The organism is Methylobacterium sp. J-072 (genome assembly GCF_022829425.1).
GTDB lineage: Bacteria > Pseudomonadota > Alphaproteobacteria > Rhizobiales > Beijerinckiaceae > Methylobacterium.
In genome coordinates this window covers 25,903-47,560 of the sequence record NZ_JAKSYK010000182.1, presented here as the reverse complement: position 1 = coordinate 47,560, position 21,658 = coordinate 25,903, and the positions used below count along the sequence as shown (strand labels likewise).

General features: G+C 69.6%; 17 protein-coding genes. 7 read left to right on the top strand and 10 right to left on the bottom strand.

All coding sequences use genetic code 11. The features are described 5' to 3' along the window. Positions 1-16: 16 nt before the first annotated feature. Genes MKK67_RS22995 through MKK67_RS22985 form a run of 3 tightly spaced genes read right to left on the bottom strand, consistent with a single transcriptional unit; the run spans position 17 to position 3,220 of the window. Positions 17-955 (bottom strand): ABC transporter substrate-binding protein, encoded by a 939-nt coding sequence (locus MKK67_RS22995; protein WP_243969820.1) that lies wholly within the window; start codon positions 953-955, stop codon positions 17-19. Beyond that, positions 955-2,052 (bottom strand): LLM class flavin-dependent oxidoreductase, encoded by a 1,098-nt coding sequence (locus tag MKK67_RS22990; protein ID WP_243969818.1) that lies wholly within the window; start codon positions 2,050-2,052, stop codon positions 955-957. The genes MKK67_RS22995 and MKK67_RS22990 overlap by 1 nt, the downstream gene beginning before the upstream one ends. Before the next feature lie 19 nt (positions 2,053-2,071). Further along, a complete protein-coding gene (locus MKK67_RS22985; RefSeq protein WP_243969815.1) occupies positions 2,072-3,220 on the bottom strand; it encodes an acyl-CoA dehydrogenase family protein in 1,149 nt (382 codons plus the stop codon). 408 nt (positions 3,221-3,628) lie between these two features. Here MKK67_RS22985 and MKK67_RS22980 point away from each other — a divergent pair, with 408 nt between their 5' ends. Both MKK67_RS22980 and argC read left to right on the top strand, forming a co-directional pair. Beyond that, positions 3,629-4,522 carry a TauD/TfdA dioxygenase family protein gene (locus tag MKK67_RS22980; protein WP_243969813.1) on the top strand — a complete coding sequence of 298 codons (894 nt, stop codon included), beginning with the start codon at positions 3,629-3,631 and terminating at the stop codon, positions 4,520-4,522. A 416-nt stretch (positions 4,523-4,938) separates the two neighbouring features. Next, the gene (argC, locus tag MKK67_RS22975; protein ID WP_243969811.1) at positions 4,939-5,916 is read left to right on the top strand and encodes an N-acetyl-gamma-glutamyl-phosphate reductase; all 978 of its coding nucleotides are present in this window, start codon (positions 4,939-4,941) and stop codon (positions 5,914-5,916) included. Positions 5,917-6,055: 139 nt separating this feature from the next. Here the strand turns inward: argC and MKK67_RS22970 are convergent, their stop codons facing one another. The 4 genes from MKK67_RS22970 to MKK67_RS22955 all read right to left on the bottom strand — a co-directional run bounded on the left by MKK67_RS22970 (position 6,056) and on the right by MKK67_RS22955 (position 10,929). Next, entirely contained in the window at positions 6,056-8,041 is a 1,986-nt protein-coding gene (locus MKK67_RS22970) for a family 2A encapsulin nanocompartment cargo protein cysteine desulfurase (protein ID WP_243969808.1), read from the bottom strand. Next, on the bottom strand, positions 8,028-9,419 hold the full coding sequence (locus MKK67_RS22965) for a family 2B encapsulin nanocompartment shell protein (RefSeq protein ID WP_243969807.1): 1,392 nt from the start codon (positions 9,417-9,419) through the stop codon (positions 8,028-8,030). The genes MKK67_RS22970 and MKK67_RS22965 overlap by 14 nt, the downstream gene beginning before the upstream one ends. 435 nt (positions 9,420-9,854) lie before the next feature. Further along, positions 9,855-10,697, bottom strand: coding sequence for a serine O-acetyltransferase (gene cysE, locus MKK67_RS22960; RefSeq protein ID WP_243969805.1), 843 nt, complete (start codon positions 10,695-10,697; stop codon positions 9,855-9,857). Between the two features lie 40 nt (positions 10,698-10,737). Continuing rightward, on the bottom strand, positions 10,738-10,929 hold the full coding sequence (locus MKK67_RS22955; protein ID WP_243969863.1) for a hypothetical protein: 192 nt from the start codon (positions 10,927-10,929) through the stop codon (positions 10,738-10,740). Positions 10,930-11,251: 322 nt separating this feature from the next. Between MKK67_RS22955 and MKK67_RS22950 the strand changes: the two genes are divergently transcribed. Together MKK67_RS22950 and MKK67_RS22945 are read left to right on the top strand one after the other, a co-directional pair. Next, positions 11,252-11,665 carry a YeeE/YedE family protein gene (locus MKK67_RS22950; RefSeq protein WP_243969803.1) on the top strand — a complete coding sequence of 138 codons (414 nt, stop codon included), beginning with the start codon at positions 11,252-11,254 and terminating at the stop codon, positions 11,663-11,665. Further along, entirely contained in the window at positions 11,662-12,120 is a 459-nt protein-coding gene (locus MKK67_RS22945; protein WP_243969801.1) for a YeeE/YedE family protein, read from the top strand. The genes MKK67_RS22950 and MKK67_RS22945 overlap by 4 nt, the downstream gene beginning before the upstream one ends. Positions 12,121-12,151: 31 nt before the next feature. Here MKK67_RS22945 and MKK67_RS32990 read toward each other — a convergent pair whose 3' ends face one another. Together MKK67_RS32990 and MKK67_RS32985 are read right to left on the bottom strand one after the other, a co-directional pair. Beyond that, the gene (locus MKK67_RS32990) at positions 12,152-12,763 is read right to left on the bottom strand and encodes a helix-turn-helix transcriptional regulator (RefSeq protein ID WP_409568433.1); all 612 of its coding nucleotides are present in this window, start codon (positions 12,761-12,763) and stop codon (positions 12,152-12,154) included. Continuing rightward, entirely contained in the window at positions 12,757-13,203 is a 447-nt protein-coding gene (locus MKK67_RS32985) for a hypothetical protein (RefSeq protein WP_409568432.1), read from the bottom strand. Before MKK67_RS32985 ends, MKK67_RS32990 begins: the two co-directional genes overlap by 7 nt. A 706-nt stretch (positions 13,204-13,909) precedes the next feature. Here MKK67_RS32985 and MKK67_RS22925 point away from each other — a divergent pair. From MKK67_RS22925 to MKK67_RS22915, 3 genes are all read left to right on the top strand, one after another. Then, positions 13,910-18,454 (top strand): S8 family serine peptidase, encoded by a 4,545-nt coding sequence (locus MKK67_RS22925; protein ID WP_313899039.1) that lies wholly within the window; start codon positions 13,910-13,912, stop codon positions 18,452-18,454. Between the two features lie 429 nt (positions 18,455-18,883). Next, the gene (locus MKK67_RS22920) at positions 18,884-19,231 is read left to right on the top strand and encodes a hypothetical protein (protein WP_243969798.1); all 348 of its coding nucleotides are present in this window, start codon (positions 18,884-18,886) and stop codon (positions 19,229-19,231) included. Between the two features lie 284 nt (positions 19,232-19,515). Beyond that, complete coding sequence (locus MKK67_RS22915; RefSeq protein ID WP_243969796.1) at positions 19,516-20,904, top strand: FAD/NAD(P)-binding protein; 1,389 nt, start codon at positions 19,516-19,518, stop codon at positions 20,902-20,904. Positions 20,905-20,925: 21 nt separating this feature from the next. Here the strand turns inward: MKK67_RS22915 and MKK67_RS22910 are convergent, their stop codons facing one another. Further along, complete coding sequence (locus MKK67_RS22910; RefSeq protein ID WP_243969794.1) at positions 20,926-21,447, bottom strand: helix-turn-helix domain-containing protein; 522 nt, start codon at positions 21,445-21,447, stop codon at positions 20,926-20,928. Positions 21,448-21,658: the final 211 nt, after the last annotated feature.

Genomic DNA, 21,658 nt, shown 5'->3' with positions numbered 1-21,658 from the left:
TCCGGGGGACCGCCCATCATTGCACCGCGGTGAGGGCTTGGGAAAACCCCGTGTCGAAGATCGCCGCCGCCTGCGGGGCGCGGGCCTTCGGGATCAGGCCGGCGCGGACGTAGAGGTCGATGGTGCGTTGCTCGTCGGCGATCACGTCGGCATCGATCGGCACGGTCCGGTAGCCGGCCCGGCTGAACCAGCGCAGCGGCACCGCCTCCGGCAGGCCGATCAGCTTCGACCAGACCGCCGCGTAGGGCGCCGGGTCCTTGAGTGCCCAGGCCCGGGCCTTCGCGAGGCGCGCGGCGAAATCGGCGAGCAGGGGCCGCTTGTCCGTCAGGGCGCTGTCGCGCGCAACCGCGAAGGTGAGGCCGGGGGTGATGCCGTTGCCGTCGCGGACCACCCGGACCAGGCCGGCGACTTCCGCCGCCGAGGTGTAGGGCTCCCAGGTCGCCCAGGCGTCCACGGACCCGGAGGCGAGGGCGATCTTGGCATCGGCCGGCGGCAGGAAGCTGAACACGACGCTGTCGAACGGCAGCCCCGCCTCCTCCAGGGCGGCCAGCACCACCTGGTGGCCGATGGAGCCACGGTTGGTGGCGATGCGCTTGCCCTTGAGATCCGCCACGGTCCGGATCGGCGAGTCTTTCGCGACTAGGATCGCCAGCCCGTCCTGCCGGTTGCGGAACGCCATGAACGCCTTCACCGGCGCCCCGGCGGCGGCCGCGAAGGTGAAGGGCGCGTCGCCGACCCCGCCCGCGTCGATCGCCCCGGCGTTCAACGCCTCAAGCAAGGGGGCTGCCGCCGGGAACTCGCTCCATTCGAGCCGGTAGGACAAGCCGTCGAGGACGCCCGCCGCCTCCATCAGGGCGCGGGCATTGCCGCGCTGGTCGCCCATCCGCAGCACGTCTTCCGCCCGGGCCGGCCCGACGGCCAGCAGGGCGAGAACCCAAAACAACGCGGCGCGCATCAGGCGGCCTCAGAAGCGCGGCCGCGGGCCGCAAGCGCCGCCTTGAAGGCCGGCAGCAGGTCCCGCCCGTACTGGATCGCGTCCTCCAGCGGGTCGAAGCCGCGGATCAGGAAGGTGCGCACCCCGAGGTCGTGATAGTCGAGCAGCGCGTCGGCCACCTGCTCGGGCGTCCCGACCAGGGCCGTGGAATTGCCCGCCGCCCCGGTCTCGGCCGCGATGGCGGTGAACAGGCGCTTGTCGAGGCGCGAGCCCGCAGCGGCGGCCGCCAGCAACCGGCGCGAGCCCTCGTTCTGCGGCGCGGCAGCCGCGCCGAGACCCCTGGTCGCCCGGGCGGCGCGGGTCCGGGCCAGGATATCCTCCGCGCGAGCCCAGGCCCGCTCCTCGGTCTCGGCCAGGATCGGCCGGACCGACAGGCTGAAGCGGGGCTTGCGCCCATGCGGCGCGGCGGCGTCCCGGACGCGCCCGATCAGTTCCCGGACCTGGGCCTGGGTCTCACCCCACAGGGCGTAGGTGTCGGCGTGGCGGCCGGCCACCGCCAGAGCCGCCGGCGAGGCCCCACCGAAATAGACCGGGATGGCGTCGACCGGCTTCACCTCGGAGAAGCCGCGCTCCACCCGGTAGAACGTGCCCGCGTAGTCGAACGGCGCGGTGGCGGTCCAGCTCTGGCGGGCGATGTCCAGGAATTCCTGGGTGCGGGCGTAGCGCTCATCCTTGGTGAGGTGGTCGCCGTCCTGGGCGAGCTCCCGGTCGTCGCCGCCGCTGATCACGTGGATCGCCACCCGGCCGCCGGTGAGCTGGTCCAGTGTCGCGAATTGCCGGGCCGCCACGGTCGGCGCCGTGAAGCCGGTGCGGTGGGCGATCATCAGCCCGAGCCGCTCGGTCACAGTGGCGACCTGGGCGGCGAGCAGCAGGGCGTCCGGCGCCGTCGCATGGAACGCCACCAGCACCCGGTCGAACCCGCCCCATTCATGCGCCTGGGCCAGGAGCTTCAGGTAGTCCCGGTCGATGGACGGACCCTCGGCGGGGTGAATCTCGGAGGTGTGGCGGGGGGCGACGAAGCCGATGAACTCGACGGCCTCCGGGGGCAGCAGGCTCATGAAAGATCTCCGTGTCGGATTATCGGGCGTCGAGGGTGGCCTTGCCGGCGGCGACCCGCACCGCGTCGGCCTGCGGCCAGTGGATGCGCGCGCACAGGACGTCGCGCAGGTGCCGCTCCAGCGGGTTCGCCCGGGTCAGCGCGGCGTTGCCGCAGAGCTCCACGGCGCGCTGGACCACGGCGATCGCGTTCTCGGTGGCGGTGAGCTTCACGAAGCCGGCCTCCCGCGGCGGCGGCGGCCGGCCGGAATCGACCTCTTCCGCCAGCCCGGCGACCAGGCGGGCATTGATGGCGAGCAGGCGCTCGTTCTCGCCGACCGCCTCCTGGAAGCGCGGCAGGCTGGCGAGCGGCGCCCCGAGGCTACCGGGCTTGCGATCGCGCAGATAGCCGACGAACCAATCCTGCGCGGCGCCGGCCACGCCGTCGTAGAGGGCAGCCAGGAGCGTGCAGCTCCAGGCCTGCTGGACCGGATCCGGCCGCTGCCAACCCTCCGGCGGGCGCAGATCGACGGCGTAGGCGGCCGGGATCGGCACCGCCTCGAAGACCACGTCGTGACTCGCCGAAGAGCGCAGGCCGAGATGGTCCCAGGTCTCTTCGATGCGAAGGCCGTTCGCAGCGAAGGGCACCAGAACGTTGCCGATCCGCGGGTTCTCTTCGTCGGTTCGGACGAAGACGACCCCGTAGGCGAGCCCCGGCGCCCCGGTGGAGTAGATCTTTCGCCCGGTGATGCGCCAGAGATCACCGTCGCGCCGGGCGATGGTTGCGGGCACCCCGCCCCGCGACGGCGTTCCCAGTTCCGGCTCGACCCGCAGGGCGTTGATCAGCGCCCCCGTCTCCACGGCCGCCCTGCCGACCGCGTCGGCGACGGCGCGCGGCCAAGCCGAATCCGCCCGGTGGATCACGGCGTGCTGGAGATACTGCATCGCCAGCACCAGGGCGGTGGCCGGACAGCCGGCCCCGAGGGTGCGGACCACCGCGGCGGCCCGGGCCAGCCCGGCCCCGCCGCCGTCCAGCCGCCGCGGCACGGTGAGCGCCAGGAGCCCAGCCTCGCGCAGCGCCGCGATGTTGTCGTGCGGGAACGTGCCGGCCCGGTCGTAACCAGCCGCCCGGCCCGCAAAGGTCTTGGCCAGGCTGCGGACGATGTCGGGCGGCGGGACGGCGACAGTCATGGCGGGCAAGCGAGGCGCATGGGGGGCTGCGAGAATTGCCGTGATCGTCCGCCCGGGGCCGCACAGCGTCAACGAAAGCGTTTTTCGAAAATTGCGGGGGCCACAGATCAAGACTTCGCCGCAAACGGCGGAATACGAGAAGGACATGACTGTCGGCGCGCGAATCGCGAGCGATCTCTCTTTTCGAGCCGAAGGCTGTCTCGCGGCGGACCGCGGGCCCGCATCCTCCCCGCCCCGCCAAGCAAGCGAACGTCCTTTTCCGGATTGTCGAAAGTTGAGAACGCGCTTTCGTTGACTCGGCCGCACCGCGCTTGAATCCTGATGCGCCCATTTGGCGATGGATCAGCGGCCGAATGCGCGCCTGCTGCGGGCCCGCCCGATGCCGGACCAGACGACAGGACGGATCCGATGACCCAACTCCACACCGTTGCCGAGTCCTGGCTGCCGCCCGCGCCGCCGCGCGCGGACCTGTCGGTCACGCCGCTGGGCGTGCATGTCGGCGCCGAGATCGCCGGCCTCGACCTCGCCGTCCCCCTGGACGACGAAACGCGCGACACCATCGCGGCGGCCCTGGCCCGATACGGCGTGGTGTTCTTCCGCGGCCAGAACCTGACCCCGGAGCAGCACATCGCGCTGGCCGAGCGGTTCGGGCGGATCGACGTGAACCGGTTCTTCAAGGCGGTGGACGGCTATCCGGAGATCGCCGAGGTGCGCAAGGAGGCGCATCAGGCGGCCAATATCGGCGGCCAGTGGCACACCGACCATTCCTACGATGCCGAGCCGGCCAAGGGTTCGATCCTGTACGCGCGGGCGGTGCCGCGGGTCGGCGGCGACACCCTGTTCGCCAGCATGTACGCGGCCTACGACGCCCTCTCCGACGGGCTGAAGGCGACGCTGGCCTCCTTGCGGGCGGTGCATTCGAGCCGCCACGTCTTCGGGGCGGCCAGCCGCGCGCTGGCGAGCAGCGATCTCAAGGGCCGCATCCTGAACCCGGAGGCCGCCACCCAGGACGCCGTGCACCCGGTGGTGATCACGCATCCGGATTCCGGCCGCAAGGCGCTCTACGTGAACCCAAATTTCACCCTGCGGATCGAGGGTTGGACCGAGGCCGAATCCGCCGTCCTGCTCGGCTACCTGTACGAGCATGCAAGGCGGCCCGAATTCGCCTACCGGTTCCAATGGCGCGTGGGCTCCCTCGCCTTCTGGGACAACCGCGCGACCTGGCACCTCGCCCTCAACGACTATGACGGCGAGCGCCGGCTGATGCACCGGATCACCATCGCGGGCGAGGCGCTGCACTAAGCGGGCTCCCGTTGGCAGGCCAATGCAAGCCCGCTTAAGGGTTATGATCGAGCGCAGATTTTTTTGACGCAAAACCGTGGGGCACTTTTGCGAAACTTGCTTAGATTTCGAATCCAATCGGCTTGACTATGCCAATGGCCACCCTCGGTCGTTGGTCGACATTCCGCTTGACGATGCATGGGGGGAGCGACAATGTCGCAGGACATGCCCAGGAACCTGACCCTTTGTGACCGACGCCGACGCCGCTGCACCCAAGCGGCGGCTCTTCGGGCTGCGCGTCGGTCAGCGTCCTTCCGCGTGGTGACGGCCTCACCGTAGGCCCCGCCCGCCGGAGCGATCCCGGCCCGCGTTCCTGAACCCCCGCAGCCCCCGGCTCCGGGGGTTTTCTTTTGCCCGAACCCCAGAAGGACACCACCATGAGCCTACGCGTCGGCATTGTCGGGATCAGCGGTTTTGGCGGCGGCGAGGCGATGCGCCTGATCACGAGCCACCCGTCCTTCGAGTTGGTCTACGCCGCGGGCGAGGGCAGCGCCGGCAGCCGGTTGGCGGATCGTTTCCCCGGCGTGCCGGCCAAGCTCGCCGAGCTGGTGATCGAGAAGTGGGATCCCGAGGCCCTGCCGAAGCTCGACGTGCTGTTCGCGTCGCTGCCCACGGGCACCTCGGCCGAGGCGCTGGCGCGCGTCCCCAAGGACGTGAAGATCGTCGATATCGGCGGCGACCACCGCTACGTGGCGGGTTGGGCCTACGGCCTGGCCGACATCTGGCCAGCCCAGATCGCGGGGCAGAGCCGCGTTGCCAACCCCGGCTGCTTCCCCGCGGCGACGCTGACCGCGCTGGCGCCGCTGCTGGCCGACAAGCTGATCGAGCCCGGCAACATCGTGATCGACGCCAAGACCGGGATCTCCGGTGCCGGGCGGGGTGGCGCCGACAGCCGGTTCGGCTACGCCGAGAGCAACGAGAACCTGGTGCCCTACGGTTTGCTCAAGCACGTCCACATGCCCGAGATCGCCACGACGATCGAGCGGTTGAGCGGCGGCAGCGCGGCCGGGCTGGTGTTCACGCCGCATTTGGTGCCGATGACCCGTGGCGTCCTCGTCACGATCTATGGCCGCGGCCAAGCCACCACAGACCAGTGCCTGGACGCGGCCCGGCGCTTCTACGCCGGGCGGGCGTTCGTCCGCGTGACCGACAAGCCGCCGCAGACCAAATGGGCCACCGGCTCGAACCTCGCATTCGTCAGCTATGCGGCCGATCCAGAGCGCAACCTGGTGATCGCGATGGGCGTGGTCGACAATCTCGGCAAGGGCGCGGCCGGGCAAGCGGTGCAGAATGCGAACCTGATCTGCGGCCTGCCGGAAACCGCGGGGCTGGACGGCGTCCCTGTTTGGCCCTGATGCGGGCTGGCCTCCAGGCGATTATTCGATCCGCTTCGCAAGTCCGCACCCGGCACAGGCCGGAACATACAAAAAACCGGCCGGACCTTTCGGGGTCCGGCCGGTCTTCGTGTTGGAACATGCCCCGTCGCGGTCCGGCTCAGTGCCGCGGCAGGGTGTGGAGCGCCTTCAGGAACACGTCGACGTCGGACTTGGTGTTGTAGAAGGCCAGGGAGGCCCGCACCGACTGGTCGACCCCGAACCGGCGCAGGGCCGGCAGGGCGCAGTGATGGCCCGAGCGCACCGCGATGCCGTGCGCGTCGAGGTGATGGGCCACCGCTTCGTTCTCCTGCCCCTCGATCACGAAGGACATCACGCTCGCCTTCTCGCGGGCCGTGCCGATCAGGCGCAGGCCCTTCACCTCGGCGAGACCGCCCTGCGCGTATTCCAGCAGGTCGTGCTCGTAGGCGGCGATCGCCGGCAGGCCGATGCTCTCCAGATAGTCGAGCGCCGCGCCGAGGCCGACCGCACCGGCGATATCCGGCGTGCCCGCCTCGAACTTCTCCGGAGCGCCTTTGTAGACGGTCCGGGTGAAGGTGACGTCCTCGATCATGTGGCCGCCGCCCTGCCAGGGCGGCATCGCCGCGAGCAGATGCGTCTTGCCGTAGAGCGCGCCCACCCCGGTCGGCCCGAACACCTTGTGGCCGGAGAAGACCAGGAAGTCGGCGTCGAGGGACTGCACGTCCAGCGGCATGTGCGGCGAGGATTGCGCCGCATCGACCAGCACCGGCACCCCGTAGGCGTGGGCGAGCGCGATGATCTCCCGCACCGGGTTCACGGTGCCGAGCGCGTTCGCCACATGGGTGATCGAGACGATCTTCGTGCGGCCCGAGAGCAGGGCCGCATATTGCTCGAAGATGATCTCGCCCCGGTCGTTGACCGGGATCACCCGCAGCGTCGCCCCGGTCGCCTGGGCCAGCAGCTGCCAGGGCACGATGTTGGCGTGGTGCTCGATGGTCGAGACGATGATCTCGTCGCCCGCGCCGATATTGGCCCGGCCGTAGGAATTGGCGACGAGGTTGATCGCCTCCGTGGTGCCGCGCAGGAAGACGATATCGTCCTTCGACGGGGCATTGAGGAAGCGGCGCACCGCCTCGCGGCCGCCCTCGAACAGGTCCGTGGAGCGCGCCGCCAGGGTGTGGGCGGCCCGGTGGATGTTCGAGTTGTGCCGCCCGTAGAACTCCGAGGTCGCGTCGATCACGGCCTGCGGCTTATGGGTGGTGGCGGCGTTGTCGAGCCAGACCAGGGGGTGGCCGTTGACGCTCTGGTGCAGGGCCGGAAAATCCCGGCGGACATGCTCCACGTCGAACGGCGCCGCCGCCGGGCTCGACCCCTGCGCCGTGAGCCGGGGGGCGGGACCCGGATAGCGGGCGGGCTCGACCCGGGGGCTCGCCGGCGCCTTGCGGGCCGGGCCGGGACCGGCATTCAGGAAGTAGTAGTCGGACACCGGAGCCTCAGGCGCCCGGGACAGGTGCCCGGTCCGCGCGAAGCTCTCCTGGGCGACGTCGCCGCCCGGCCGCGACGGATCGGCCGGCACCAGCTGGGGTGCGACCGCATGCGCGAAGGCGTTGGCGCGGGGATGATCCCCGGCGACCTGGCGGTGCAGGTCGGAACCGCCTGGGAAGGCCACCGGCGCGCTCGGGAACCCGAAATCCGGCAGGACCGGACGCGGGCTCGCCGGATGGACCGGCGGGATCGCGGCGGTGTCGAAGAAGGCCGGGCTCGCCGGGGCGAGGTTCGGCACTGTCGGGCCGCTGAGGCCCGGAACGCCGAGGGCGGGCCCGCCGAACGAGCGGGCCGGCAGCGCCGAGGCGTCCGGTTGCAGGCCGGAGGGTTGCCCCCCGGTCGGCACCGAGGGGACACCCGTGGCTGCGCTCGGGAACGGGGCGCCGCCCGGTCTCTGAGGCAGGCCTTCGAGGGCCTGCGGGACCTGGGGTCCCGCGGGCAGCGTCGGGGCGAGGGGCTGGCTCGCGGCCTGCCCCTGCTGGTAGATCTCACGGGCGAGGCGCCCGATGAGATCCGAGTGGGCGAGCTCGGCCGGGCTCGCCTCCGGTCGACCGAAGGCCAGTCCCTCAGGCATAGTCATGGTAGTTGCCGAGGAGGACGTTATCGAGGCGGGCGATCGCGTCCTCGACCAGCACGGCGGCCGAGAAGTAGCGGGTCACGAGGTGCGAGGCGATCGAGTGGTCGTTGGTGCCCGCGTAGCGCACCGACAGGCCGGGCTCGATCTCGCCGGTCACGCCGGTCTTCTGCAGGCCGACCACGCCCTGCTCGCCCTCGCCGACGCGCAGCAGCAGGATCGAGGTGGTCTCGGCACCGGTCACCGGATCGATGTCGATCGGCAGCTTGTCGCTCGGCACCAGCGGGACGCCGCGCCAGGTGATGAACGGCGCGCCGAACAGGTGGACGACGACCGGCGGCACGCCGCGGCGGGTGGCCTCACGGCCGAAGGCCGCGATGGCGCGCGGATGCGCGACGAAGAAGGCCGGCTTCTTCCAGACCAGGGTCAGCAACTCGTCGAGATCGTCCGGGGTGGGCGGGCCGCCGCGGGTGGGGATGCGCTGACGCGGGCCGACCTCGTTCAACAGGCCGAACTGCGAGTTGTTGAGCAGCTCCCACTCCTCGCGCTCCTTCACCGCGTCGACGGTAAGGCGGATCTGCTCGCGGAGCTGGTCGATCTCGTTCGAGTAGAGATCGGTGACGCGGGTATGGGTGTTGAGGATCGTCTGGATCGTCGAGAGGTGATACTCGCGCGGGTGGGATTCGTAGTCGACGAAGGTGGTCGGCAGGCGCGGCTCGCCGGTATGGACCGCCAGCAGCTCGATGCCCTGCTCGCCGTGCGAGCTGGTATGGCCCTTCAGCCGCTCCTGCTCGTCGCGGTACTGCGCGATCTTGGCGCGGATCTCGTCGTTCTCGAGGGCTTCCGGATCGAGGGTCAGCAGGGTGACCGCCGAGAGCGCCTTGACGGCCGGGGCGGGTGCGCCGGCGCCGAGGAGATCGCCGTCGCCGAAATAGTCGCCGCGGGTGGCCAAGCCCTGGCGCAGGCGGCCCTTGTACGGGCCCGAGAAGGTCAGCTCGACCGTGCCGTCAGCGACGACGGTCAGGCTGCGGGCGCCGGCGCCCTCTTCATGGATGATCTTGCCGGCTTTGTGCTTGGTCTCGGTGAAGCGCTCGGCGATCTTTGCCAGCTCGGCATCGCCCAGACGGCTGAACAGCGGCACCGCCCGCAGGGAGGCGGAGCGGATCGCCCGGTCCTTGTTCTCGGTGACGAAATCGACGCGGCCGGGGCGGGCCAGGACGACGGCACGCCGGTTGACGCGGTAGACACCGCCGGCGACATCCACGAAGGGCAGGAGCCGAAGGAGCCAGCGCGGCGTGTTGGCCGCGTTCTGGACCGACGTGACGGTGGCTGTCGCAAGATTGCGTGCCGCCGTGGCGCTCACGCTCAGACCCGGTCCACTCATTCGTTTGTCCTCTTTCTTCTCGATTGCAGGCGCGCCGCATCGGCCCGCGACTCGGCGGGCCGCCACGCAGCAATGCGGGCCGGGCGCAAGGTGAGATGGATGCCGGCAGGACCGAATGGCCGCGCCGTTCTTTGATGGGATCCGCTTTGTCGCGCAGCCGCATAGTCATCGGCCGGCCCGACACTGCTCACCGCTTCGGTGATCCAGCACAGCCAAGGTAGGCTTTGATTCTGCGCCCGGTCAACGAAACGATTTTTCTTATTTATCAGCGTTTCGTGGAAGGCCTCGCTCCAAAACGAAGGTATCGTAGAACGAAGCTGGCGCAATTCCCTATCATGAGAGAATTGACTTCTAACCAAATCGCCAATCCTTGCGTATCGGCGACGCTAGTCTCGAAGAAAAATTTTCCTTGCTTCGATCAGATTTCGGCTTGGATCAGATCCCGTCCCCGAAGCCGAAGGACTGGTCCATGCTCCGCGCCGGTTCCTCACCCGCGGCGAGGCGCGACACCACCCGGGCCGGCACGCCCGCCACGGTGGTGTGGGGCGGCACGTCGTGCAGCACCACGGCGGCGGCGGCGACCTTGGCCCCCTCGCCGACCCGGATATTGCCCAGCACCTTGGCCCCGACGCTGAGCAGGACCCCGCGCTCGACCTTCGGGTGCCGGTCGCCGCTCTCCTTGCCGTTGCCGCCCAGCGTCACCGACTGGAGGATCGACACGTCGTCGGCCACCACCGCGGTCTCGCCGATGACGACCCCGGTGGCGTGGTCGATGAACACCCCGGAGCCGATCCGGGCGGCCGGGTGGATGTCGCAGCCGAACACCTCCGAGATGCGGCTCTGGACATGCAGGCTCAGCGTCGCCCGGCCCTGGTGCCAGAGCCAGTGCGCGACCCGGTAGGCTTCGAGGGCGGCCAGGCCCTTGTAGAAGAGGAACGGGTCCAGGTAGCGCCGGCAGGTCGGATCGCGCTCGCGGATGGCGATCAGGTCGCGCGCCGCGTTCGCCCCGGCATGGGGATCGGCCTCGAAGGCGGACAGGCAGAGGTCGCGCATCGACAGCCGCGCGAGATCGCCGTCGCCCAGGCGGTGGGCAAGGCGGTACGCGAAGGCCTGGGCGAGGCTGCGCTGGTCCAGGATCGTCGCCTGGACGATCCCGGCATAGAGCGGCTCCTCGACCAGGACGGCCTCGGCCTCGGCGCGGAGTTCGGCCCACAGGTCGCCCTCGTCGGTGCCGCGGCTGGTGGCGCGCGGCGACGGGATTGCGGCTGAGGCCGTCACGTCCGGCGGACCCGGCGGCGGATCCTGATCGTGGGGGTCATCACTGCACCAGCTGAAACAGGTCGGCGAGGTAGCGTTCCAGCGTCTCGTGGCCCTCGAACTTCACGTCGACCGTGGCCGAATGGCCGTGCTGCTGGTGGATGCCGACGATCCGCCCCCTGGCGTGGCGCCAGATCCCCAAAATCTCCGCGAGGTCGAGCCGTTGGAACACCACCTGATCACCTTGCGCCATCGTCGCTGAACCTTTCGCGCTGTCGTCCCTGCGAGAGCCGATCGTGCCGGCCTGATTCCGGTGTCCGAGGGCGGCCCGACGAGCCGCCGGGCCCTCCCAGGAAAGCCCTTCCGTTTGCTCGGCACCGGAGGAGAAGGTTTCGTTCGCGGATTGCTCCAGAAAGAGCATGATCTTCACTAAGCCACTGAACTTGCTCGATAATTGCTGGTTCAACGGCGTTTGGCAAGGCTTGTTCCCGAAAGCCCCGAGGGCTAACCCGATGCCGGGGGGCCGCCGGAGCGGCCTTCCGAGTCGCGCTACGAGACCACGACACGGGACCTCCATGAGCACCTTTCTTCCGCCGCTCGCGGGCGGCCTGCTGATCGGCCTGTCCGCCGCCATGCTCCTGCTGCTGAATGGCCGGATCGCCGGGATCAGCGGCCTGGTGGCCGGGCTCGGCCGGCCGGGGGGCGCGCGCTGGCTCGCCGACGCCGCCTTCCTGCTCGGTCTGGTGCTCGGGGCGCCGGCCTTCGCGCTGCTGGCCGGACACTGGCCGGCGATGCGGATCGCCGCGGGCCTGCCGGTCCTGGCGCTCGCCGGCCTCTTGGTCGGGTTCGGCACCCGGCTCGGATCCGGCTGCACCTCCGGGCACGGGGTGTGCGGGCTCGCCCGGCTGTCGCCGCGCTCGATCGCGGCGGTGCTGGTCTTCCTCGCCACCGGCATGCTGACCGTGGCCGCCGTTCGGGTGCTGGCGTGAGCGCGGCCCTGCGCATCCTGGCGGCCTTGGCCGCCGGCCTCACCTTCGGGCTCGGCCTGGCGCTCTCGGGCATGCTCGACCCGGCCCGGGTGCGCGGCTTCCTCGATGTGGCCGGCGCCTGGGATCCCAGCCTGGTTTTCGTCCTCGGGGGCGCCGTCACGGTGTCGGGGCTCGGTTACCTCCTGAGCCGGCGCCTCCCCGGCCCGGTGCTGGAGACCCGGTTCGACCTGCCGACCCGGCGCCGGATCGATGCGCCCCTGATCCTCGGCGCCGCCCTGTTCGGGATCGGCTGGGGCCTCTCGGGCTTCTGCCCCGGCCCCGCGGTGGCGGCCCTGTCCACGGGGGCGGTCCCGATCCTGGTTTTCGTCGTGGCGATGCTGATCGGCATGGCGCTCCACGGCCTGCTGCCGGCCGCACCGGCGGGAAGCCGGCGGGGCGTCAGCCCCCCGGCTTGACCGGCGCCTCGCCTGCCCTTTGATGCGACCCTCAGAGGCTTTCGATCCATCTCCGCCTGACCGAGACGGAGTCGGGCATCCAGGCCGTGACGATCCGGCGTGGGGCGTCGCTGGGAATGAAGCCGAACCGGCGCTTGAAGGCGCACCGGAAGGTCCGCTCATCCGCGATGCCGACCGTGTCGGCGATCCGGGATATCCGGGCCGGCCCCGCCCCCTCCTTGATCAGCAGGCGCATGGCGTACATCAGGCGGCGGTCGCGGATGTAGGAGACGATGCCGTTCGGTGCGAACTGCCGGTACAGGGTCGAGCGCGACAGGCCGAGCCGCCCGGCGATCAGCGCCGGCGTGAGTTTCGGGTTGCCGAGGTCCGCCTCGATGAACCGGCGGACCCGGATCCGCACGTCCGGGTTCGGGGAGGCACTTCCGTCGTCCTGGCCGCACAACCAAGTCGCGCAGCGTTGGATGATCGCCGGGGAGGCCGACAGGGCCTCGCACCGGTCCAAAAGGTCGCCGCAGGCCACGACGTCGGCGACGAAATTGTGGACCAGCCGCCCGAACGGGTCGCCATCGTGGTCGAGGGGGCGGCTGTGCAGGGCTTCCGGGCGGCAGCCCTGCTCCTCCAGCAAGACGCGCGGAATCAGCACGTTGGTCGCATCGACGGCATCCGCGACGATGCCACGGGCTGGGCCAGGTCGAAGACGATGCACTGGACCTCGGTGACCAGCCGGGTGCTGCGGTCGGTCTCGACGAGGCTCTGCCCCCGCTGGTAGAATTGCAGACGGATGTGATCGATCCCCTGCCGGCGGATCGTTTCCTCCGACCGTTCGAGGATGTGCGCCGGCGCGACCACGTCGCCGACGATCATTTCGCCGAGGTGATAGCTCCGCATCGCGATCGGGACGCTGAGGTCGGTCTCCGGGCGGAAGCGGACTTCGAAGATCGGCGCGTGGTGATCCCGCCACGCAGGGCCCAGCGCGTCCGGATCGTCGGGCGGCTTAAAGCGCAGGCAGGCGATTCGCGTATCCACGGCGATGCCGTCGCCGGCCCGGGCGGTGATTTCGCTCTCTGATCCTTCAGAAGGCATCGACGCAACCGAAGTCTCGTTTTCGTCCCGTCACGACGATGATGGCGTCTCAACGCAGGTGTTGCGAAGCAGCGATGCCACGCACGCCCCGAACTGAGCCACGCTTATTCCTACGGTCACTCATTTCGTCGCGTACCAAGCGGCGATTCGTCTTGACACGCTGTCGATGCCACGTGCGACTGATGTCAATTTCAGTCTAGAATCATCACCTCAAATTGAGACTCGTTGCTTGTTGCACAACTTTGCTTACGTCTCACTGATGCTTTCAGATCACATGCAGATAAAGCCAAAATTTGTAACCTCAAACAATGTTGATTCTACGCAATGTCGAGATAAACATGCCTATCACGATCATCGATTCTCTGATTTTTCTATATATTGCGAGCACACAGATGGGCATCAAGCAAAAATCATCAGTTTTTGCTGACGATTTCAAACTTGGGCGGCCACGATCGCTTTCGTCCATGCGTCGAAAAGGGTCTTCGCGGCGCAGACTCATGCTGGGCTGCTCGCTCGCCGTGTTGGCCACGGCGATGGGGCCGGCTGCCGCGCAGGGTATCCCGGCGCGACGGTCTCCCTTCACCCTTGGTCTGACCGCCTCGGATTTCGACACGCCCGAGTACCGGGCCGATTGGGGCCTCGCCCAGATCAATGCCGCGACGGCCTACGCCCGCGGCTTCACCGGCGCTGGTGTGCTGGTGTGCTGGTGGCGGTCTACGATACCGGCATCGATCGGACGCACCCGGAATTTTCCGGCCGCATCTCGGCCGCCTCGCGGAATTTCTTCTCGGCCTCCGATTTCAACTTCTTTCCCAATTTCATCACGGACGAGCAGGGCCACGGTACGCACGTCTCAGGCACGATCGGTGCGGCCCGCAACGGCGTCGGGACCATGGGCGTCGCCTACGACAGCACGATCCTGACCCTCTACACGCTCCCACCCAGTTACGCGTGGACAACGTTCTCCGATTTTCGAGTCAACGGCCCCGCGGCGATCGATTACGCAACCCAGCGGGGTGCCCGGATCTTCAACGGGAGCTATGGACCGGCACTTCCGAAATTATACATCGAGGACAACCAAGGAAACTGGATCCCAAATCCCGATTATGTTGAATTACAGTTCCAAGAATATCTTTTAAATCGGACCAAATACCAATACGACGCGCTCAAACGAGCCGCCGATAACGGTATGCTACTCGTCTTCGCGGCCGGCAACGATCGCATCGACCAGCCTGTCATCTCCGTGAACCCGAGCGGCGCGGCACTCTATCCGTATATCCGCCCCAGCAACGCCAACAGCGGCGTCTACCAGTTCTACGATGACGCGGGTCGTCCGATCGACCAGAGCAAGATCGATTTCTCCGGTCTTGCCGGCTCGATCGTTTCCGTCGTCGCCACCGATCGTAACAACAAGATTGCCTCGTTCAGCAATTGGTGCGGCGTAACGGCCGCTTGGTGCATCGCAGCGCCGGGGGTCCGCATCCTGTCGACTGCCCCTGATGGGAACTACCAGTTCATGAGCGGCACCTCGATGGCGACGCCGCATGTGTCCGGTGCAGCCGCGGTACTGACGCAGGCGTTCCCGTTCCTGACGGCACCGCAGATCGCCCAGACGATGTTCACCACCGCGACCCATCTCGGTGACGGGCCCAGCAACGTCCCGAATGCCGTGTATGGCTGGGGCCTGCTCAACCTTGGCAAGGCGATCGACGGACCGGGGCAGTTCACCTCCACCTGGACGGTCAACACCACGTACAAGGGCCAAGCCTATTACGGACGCTTCGCCAACAACATCTCCGGGGTCGGCGGCCTGATCAAGACAGGCGCCGGCATCCTGGATCTGGCCGGTACCAACAGCTACGCCGGCGGCACCGCCATCAACGGTGGCGTGCTCGGCGTCCTGGCCGACCGCAACCTCGGCGCGGCGAGTGGCGGGCTCGCCTTCGGCGGCGGCACACTGGAAGTGCTGGCCGACGGCTTCGCCACGGCCCGGCCGGTGACGCTCAACAGCACCGGCACGCTCCAGGTCGATACCGGGACCGCGCGTTTCGCGGGCAAGATCACGAACGGAACCAGGGCGGCGGGCGCGCTGATCAAGACCGGGCTCGGCACCGCCAGCCTGTCGGCGGCCAACACCTATACGGGCAGCACCCTCGTGGCGGCGGGCACGCTGGCGCTGACGGCGTCCGGCCGCCTCGTTTCGCCGATCACCGTCGGCAAGGCCGGGAGCTTCCTGAACGCCGGCAGCGCCTCCGGCAGCCTGGCGAATGCCGGTTACACGGTCAACGCAGGTACGATCGCCGGCGGCGTGAGCAATACCGGCTTTCTGACCACCAGCGGATGGATCTTCGGCGGCCTCACGAATGCCGGATACACGACCAACACCGGCACCATCGGAGGCCGGGTGACCAATGCTGGCCTCTTGACCACGCGAGGCACCCTCTCCGGCGGACTGACGAATGCCGGATACACGGCCAATGCCGGAACGATCGCCGGCGGTGTGAGCAACACCGGCATCCTGACCACGAGCGGATGGATCTCCGGCGGCCTTACGAATGCCGGCTACACCGCCAACACCGGCTCCATCGCCGGGCGCGTGACCAATGCCGGCGTCCTGGCGACCAGCGGCACCGTCTCCGGTGGACTGGCAAACTCCGGCTACACGGCCAATGCCGGAACGATCGCCGGCGGGGTAACCAATACTGGAACCCTGGCGACCAGCGGCACCGTCTCGGGCGGACTGGGGAACTCGGGCTACACGACCAATAGCGGCACGATCGCGGGCGGCGTGACCAATACCGGCACCCTGGCGACCAGCGGCACCGTCTCCGGCGGCCTCGCGAATGCTGGCTACACGGCGAATCGCGGGACCATCTCCGGCGGCGTAGCGAATGCCGGCACCCTCACCACGAGCGGCACGCTCTCCGGGGGCGTGACCAACACCGGCACCCTGATCGCCAGCGCCGGTCGGGTCGATGGCGCGATCCGGAACGCGGCCGGCACCTTCACGGTCACCGGCACGGTCGCCAGCGACAACGCCTTCACCAACGCCGCCGGCGCCACCCTGGCGGTGGCGGGGGGCGGCGCCTACGGCCTGGCCGGCACCCTCAGCAATGCCGGCACGGTCGCGGTCTCGGCCAGCGCGAGCCTCTCGGCCGCCGAGATCGGCAATGCCGGCCTGCTGGTCAGCAACGGCACCCTGAACGGTCCCGTGTCCAACACCGGCACCGCCCGCCTGTCCGGCCAGCTCAACGGCGCCCTGAGCAACACCGGCTCCCTGCTGTTCACCGGCCCGATCGCCGGGATCACCACGCTCGCCACCTCCGGCCCACTCGACCTCGGCGGCGGCGCCTTCAGCATCGCCAACCTGTCCGGCTCGGCCACGGCCGTGCTCGGCAACGGACGGCTCACGGTGGGCGGATCCGGCTCCTCCACCTATGCCGGCACCATCGTGGACGGCGGCAGCGCCACGACGCTGACCAAAATCGGCACCGGCACGCTCAACGTCACCGGCTCCGGCCGCTTCTCCGGCCCGACCACGATCCAGCAGGGCACGCTGGCGCTCAACGGCGCCTGGACCTCCCCGGTCACGGTGGCGGCCGCCGGCACCCTGCGCGGCACCGGCACCATCGCCGCCCCGGTGGCGGTGGCCGGCGCCCTGCGGCCCGGCAACTCCCCCGGCACCCTGACGGTGGCCGGCCCGGTCAGTTTCGCCCCCGGCAGCGTGCTCGGGCTCGACATCGACGGGACCGGCACCGGCGCCGGGGCGGGCAACTCTTCTCGGTTGCTGGCGCTCGGCCCGAGCGGGACGGTGGCGGCCAACGGCACCCTGGTTCCGGTTCTGCGTGGGATCACCGGCAATGCCGGCAACGGCTTCACCCCGGCGCTGGGCCAGCGCTTCTCCGTGCTGGTGGCGCAGGCGGGGCTGGGTGGCTCGTTCAGCGGGCTCGCCCAGCCGGCCGCCGGGTTGGCCGCCGCCACGCGCTTCGACGCGCTCTATGGGGCCACTGGCCTCGACCTGGTGGTGACGCCCGCCGCCTACGGCAACCTCGCGCCCCTGGGCCTAGCCCAGACCGGCAATGCCCGGGCGGTGGGTGCCGCCCTGGATATCGCCCGGCCGGGCGCCGGCACCCGGCCCGACGCCGCCCGGGCGCGGGTCTACGACCCGCTCTACGCCGCCGCCCCCGCCACCCTGTCCGGCTCGCTCGCGAGCCTGTCGGGCCAGAGCTACGGCGACGCCCTGGTCGCCGACCTGACCGCACGCCGTCTGGTCGCCGCCACGATCGACCGGCACCTGACCCTGGGCGGTGGCGGCGCCAGCTTCAGCACCGGCGGCGCCGGGCTCGGGCCGAACCGTACCGCGCTCGACCTGCGCGGCGGCGCAGGAGCCCCGGACCAGCCACTGGCGGCGGGTGAGGGCCGGATCTGGGCCGACGCGCTCTACGGCTTCGGCAGCCGCGGCGGCGATCGCGCCGCCGGCGGGGCGGATCTCGATGCCGGCGGCCTGCTGCTCGGGGTCGACCGCCAGGTCGGGCGCGACACGCTGGTGGGCGGCGCGTTCAGCTACCTGCGCGAGACCGGGGCGTCCCGGAGCGCCGGAGCGGGCCTCGGGCTCGGGTCGTTCACCGCCGACAGCTACGGCGGCACGCTCTACGGCAGCACCCGGCTGGGCGCGGTGGTTCTGCGCGGCACGGCCGGTGGTGCCTATGCCGACGGCCGGATCAACCGGACGGTGACGCTGGGCTCGGCCCAGGTGCGGGCGAGCGGCGCGCCGGGCGGAGCCGATCTCGGCCTGTCCGGCTTTGCCGGCTACGCCATCGGCACCGGCCTGCCGGTGGAGTTCGTGCCGGAGCTGGGCTTCAGCTACGACCGGCTGAGCCGGGGCCGGGTGGCCGAGCGCGGCGGGCTGGTCCAGCAGGCCTTCACCACGGGGGCGTTGGAGGGGGCGCGGATCCTGGCGGGCGGCCGGCTCGCAAGCCTCGCGGTGGACGAGACCGCGGGTCTGCGCCTCGACGCGCGGGCGTACTGGGCGCACGAGCTCGCCGACACCGCGGCGGTGGTGCGCTCCAGCCTGTTCGGGGCGTCGTTCTCGACCCGCACGAGCGCGCTGGCGCGGGACGGGGCGGTGCTGGGCGTAAGCCTGTCAGGCCCGGTAGCGGAGGGCGTGTCCGTCTCGGCGAGCTATTCCGGCGAGGTCCGCCCCGGCGCCAACGCCCAGGTCTTCTCCGCGGGATTGCAGGCCGCGTGGTGAACCCCTCCTCCGGCCGCGGCCGCTCCTCGAGCAGCTGCGGCCGGGACCCTTTTCTTCGATCCGCTGGGATATGGGCCGGCTGTGGGTAGCCAGGGCTGGTGCTTCGATCCGCCCTCGGTTGGGGAGGGCTGGCAGGCTCAGATCGCCTTTAACGCGGTCGCTGCGAACCGCTCTCCGCCTGAGCTCGGCAGGCGGTTGGCTCGACGGTAGCGCTGCCGTTCGATTGGCAGCGTTCGGTCTCATCGTCGGCGCGATGTGGCTCTCATCAGGCGCATCCCTCGCCGAAGCAAAATACCGGATTGGCCGGCGTGTCGGATTTAACCATCACGCGCGGGAGCTTGCGTGCATCGCCGATAGAAATGCAACTTTCGATTGCATTTCTATCGGCGATCGCGGACCATCGGTGGCGTGCGATCGAGAGAGGCCACCATGTCGACGATCATGGATCGCCAATTCGGACAGTCGTGGAACGCGATGCGCCGCGAAACAATAACCGCGGCGGCGGCAATCGGATTTCTCGCGGGCGGGGGCGCCCGGATGGTGACCGACCTCGGTGATGGGCAGCACGTCCTCATCGGAGTGCTCTCCCTATCGCTGGGAGCAATTGCGGCGGCGGTGCTGGCGGGTATCGTGGTGAACTTGATCGCACTGCCGGCGCTGAGCTGGGTTCTGCCCGGACGCAGGTTGCCGGCGCGGGCCTACCGGATGGCCGGGGCACTGTCTGGGGTCGCGGCCTTCGCGGGCGCCTTCGTGCAGTTCACGCCCGCGTCGGTTTAGAGGCCGCCGCGGAAGAGCGACGCCGTCGCTGAAGAACCCACGATAGCGGATCGGTGCGATGGGTGGATGTTTCACGGGAAACATCCGCCTGGGTGTCGTCATCTCGGGACCGTCTGACTTACCCTGTCAGGGCCGGCTGGCTCAGATCACAATGCTCCATCTCGCTGCATCCCCTTCTCAGAGCCGCTGATCTCCTGGCGTGCATCAGCCCACCCCGCCGGGGTTGCGCGCACGCCGCGTGCCTGATCGAAGATCCCCAAAATCCTCGGGGATGCTCCGTGATCGTGACATCGACTCCAAGCCCTCTGCGCCTCGCGATCATCGGCGGCGGCTTCACCGGCGCGGTGCTCGCCATCCACGCGGTGCGGGCCTCGACGGGGCCTCTCGACATCGTCGTGCTGGAGCCCCGGGCCGAACTCGGGCGCGGGGTCGCCTATAGCACCCGCGACCGCAGCCACCGGATCAACGTGCCGAGCGACCGTCTCGACATCGCTGCCGGAGAGGCGGGGGCTGCGACCGCGTGGCTGCATGCGCACGGCATTCTGCCTGATCCCGAGAGCCAGGATGCCACCGGCGCCTATGTGCCCCGGGCCGATTACGGCGCCTATATCGGTGATGTTCTGGCCCGGACCCTCGCGACGGCAGCGGGCCGGGTGCACCTGCGCCATCTGCGCACCACCGCCACGGAAGTGCGGGACTCGGACGGGACCTGGACGATCGTCACCCAGGCGGGCGAGCGCGTCGCGGCCGATCGGGTCGCGCTGTGCTTCGGCCATGCTGTACCCGCCCTGCCCTGCCGGCTCGGTCCGGGCGTCGCGGATTCTCCGCACTTCGTGGCCGATCCCTGGGCGGCCGACGCGCTCGCGGGGATCGGTCCGGAGGCCTCCGTGCTGGTGGTCGGTACCGGATTGACCATGGCGGATGTCGTGACGAGTCTCGGCACCGGGGGGCATCGCGGACCGATCACGGCCGTGTCCCGGCGGGGCCTCCTGCCGAAGACGCACGGGGTCTTCAAGATGGATCTCGACGTGGTCGGCGGGCAGCGGCCTGCCACCGCCCTGGAGCTGCTCCGAATGATCCGGCGGCAGATCTCGGCGGTGGACCCAGCTCTGGGCTGGCACCCGGTGGTCGATTCCCTGCGCCCGGCGCTGCCCGATCTCTGGGGCGATCTGCCGGCCGACGAGAAGCGGCGTGTCGTCCGCCGCCTGCTGCCGTTCTGGGAGGTCCATCGCTTCCGCATCGCGCCGCAGATCCAGGCGGCGCTGGCCCGCGCCCAGGCGGAGGGGTGCCTGACGGTGGAGCGAGCCGCCATCACCGGCCTGGATCTCGGCGCGGACGGGGAACTGGAGGCGGAGTTGCGGCGCGGCCGCGGTGAGACCGAGCGGCGCCGGTTCGACGCGGTGGTGCTGTGCACCGGGCCCGAGCGCGATGTGGCGCGCAACCCGCTGGTCGCCGCCCTGCTGGCCGACGGGACGGCCAGCCTCGACGCGGTCGGGCTCGGTCTTGCCGTGGATCGTCGCAGCCGCGTGCGCGATGCCTCGGGCCGGTCCCGGCCCGGCCTCTACGCCTTCGGGCCGATGACGCGAGGCAGCTTCGGCGAGATGACCGGCGCCCCCGACATCGCCCAGCACATCGAGCAGACGGTAGGCGGCCTGCTCGCCGGCGAGCCCTGAGAACCGGTCACCGAACCGCTGTCAGGATTTGGTGCCGGCGTTCCGGAGCGCAGCCGCAGCCTTCACAATCGACAGGATGCCGCTGCGCGTGGTCTGGTCCGGGATGGACCGGAAGGCCGCCACGAGCTCCATGATCGCGGGATCGTCGAAATAGGTCTGGACGGGCACGGCGCCGGCATCCGCCGACACCTTGTCGGCGAAAAACGTCTCGACCGGGACCTTGAGCAGGTCCGCGATCATCTGCAGGCGGCTGGCGCCGACGCGGTTGCGGCCCTTCTCGTATTTCTGAACCTGCTGGAAGCTCACGCCGATAGCGTGACCGAGCGTCGTCTGGCTCAGCCCCTGCGCGGCCCGGATCGCCGCGATGCGGCTCCCGATCGCGCGATCGGCGTCTGTCGCCAGCTTCGGTTTGGTCACGGTCATCATGTCGAAACGGTCTTTCAGGGCGTGCGGGCGAGGTCGGCCGCGATCCAGGCGGTTTAACTGTGTCGTGCACGATTGAGTTTCGCGCGGCAATGCAACCCCCGCTTGTGCGACGCGCATATCTTGGCCGTATCGGTGAGCCGATGTCTCCGCGTCATCGCGTCCTCGGGCGGGGCGATCCGCGCGCCGAGATGCACCCTAACCCTCGGGGTCGGCTGGCATGGATCCTACAACTTGGAATAGGTCCAAGTTATATTAGAATTGCTCCATAACATAGTGGTTGCCTAGACCAATACTCTGATGCCAACACGATCACGACGGCGTGAGGCCG

Coding starts and splice junctions, on each gene's coding strand:
- argC (WP_243969811.1), top strand. CDS start 4,939: ATGAGCCTACGCGTCGGCATTGTCGGGATCAGCGGTTTTGGCGGCGGC.
- MKK67_RS22980 (WP_243969813.1), top strand. CDS start 3,629: ATGACCCAACTCCACACCGTTGCCGAGTCCTGGCTGCCGCCCGCGCCG.
- MKK67_RS22965 (WP_243969807.1), bottom strand. CDS start 9,419: ATGAGTGGACCGGGTCTGAGCGTGAGCGCCACGGCGGCACGCAATCTT.
- MKK67_RS22910 (WP_243969794.1), bottom strand. CDS start 21,447: ATGCGCGTCGCACAAGCGGGGGTTGCATTGCCGCGCGAAACTCAATCG.
- MKK67_RS22970 (WP_243969808.1), bottom strand. CDS start 8,041: ATGACTATGCCTGAGGGACTGGCCTTCGGTCGACCGGAGGCGAGCCCG.
- MKK67_RS22950 (WP_243969803.1), top strand. CDS start 11,252: ATGAGCACCTTTCTTCCGCCGCTCGCGGGCGGCCTGCTGATCGGCCTG.
- MKK67_RS32985 (WP_409568432.1), bottom strand. CDS start 13,203: ATGCCTTCTGAAGGATCAGAGAGCGAAATCACCGCCCGGGCCGGCGAC.
- MKK67_RS22955 (WP_243969863.1), bottom strand. CDS start 10,929: ATGGCGCAAGGTGATCAGGTGGTGTTCCAACGGCTCGACCTCGCGGAG.
- MKK67_RS22985 (WP_243969815.1), bottom strand. CDS start 3,220: ATGACTGTCGCCGTCCCGCCGCCCGACATCGTCCGCAGCCTGGCCAAG.
- MKK67_RS22920 (WP_243969798.1), top strand. CDS start 18,884: ATGTCGACGATCATGGATCGCCAATTCGGACAGTCGTGGAACGCGATG.
- MKK67_RS22990 (WP_243969818.1), bottom strand. CDS start 2,052: ATGAGCCTGCTGCCCCCGGAGGCCGTCGAGTTCATCGGCTTCGTCGCC.
- MKK67_RS22995 (WP_243969820.1), bottom strand. CDS start 955: ATGCGCGCCGCGTTGTTTTGGGTTCTCGCCCTGCTGGCCGTCGGGCCG.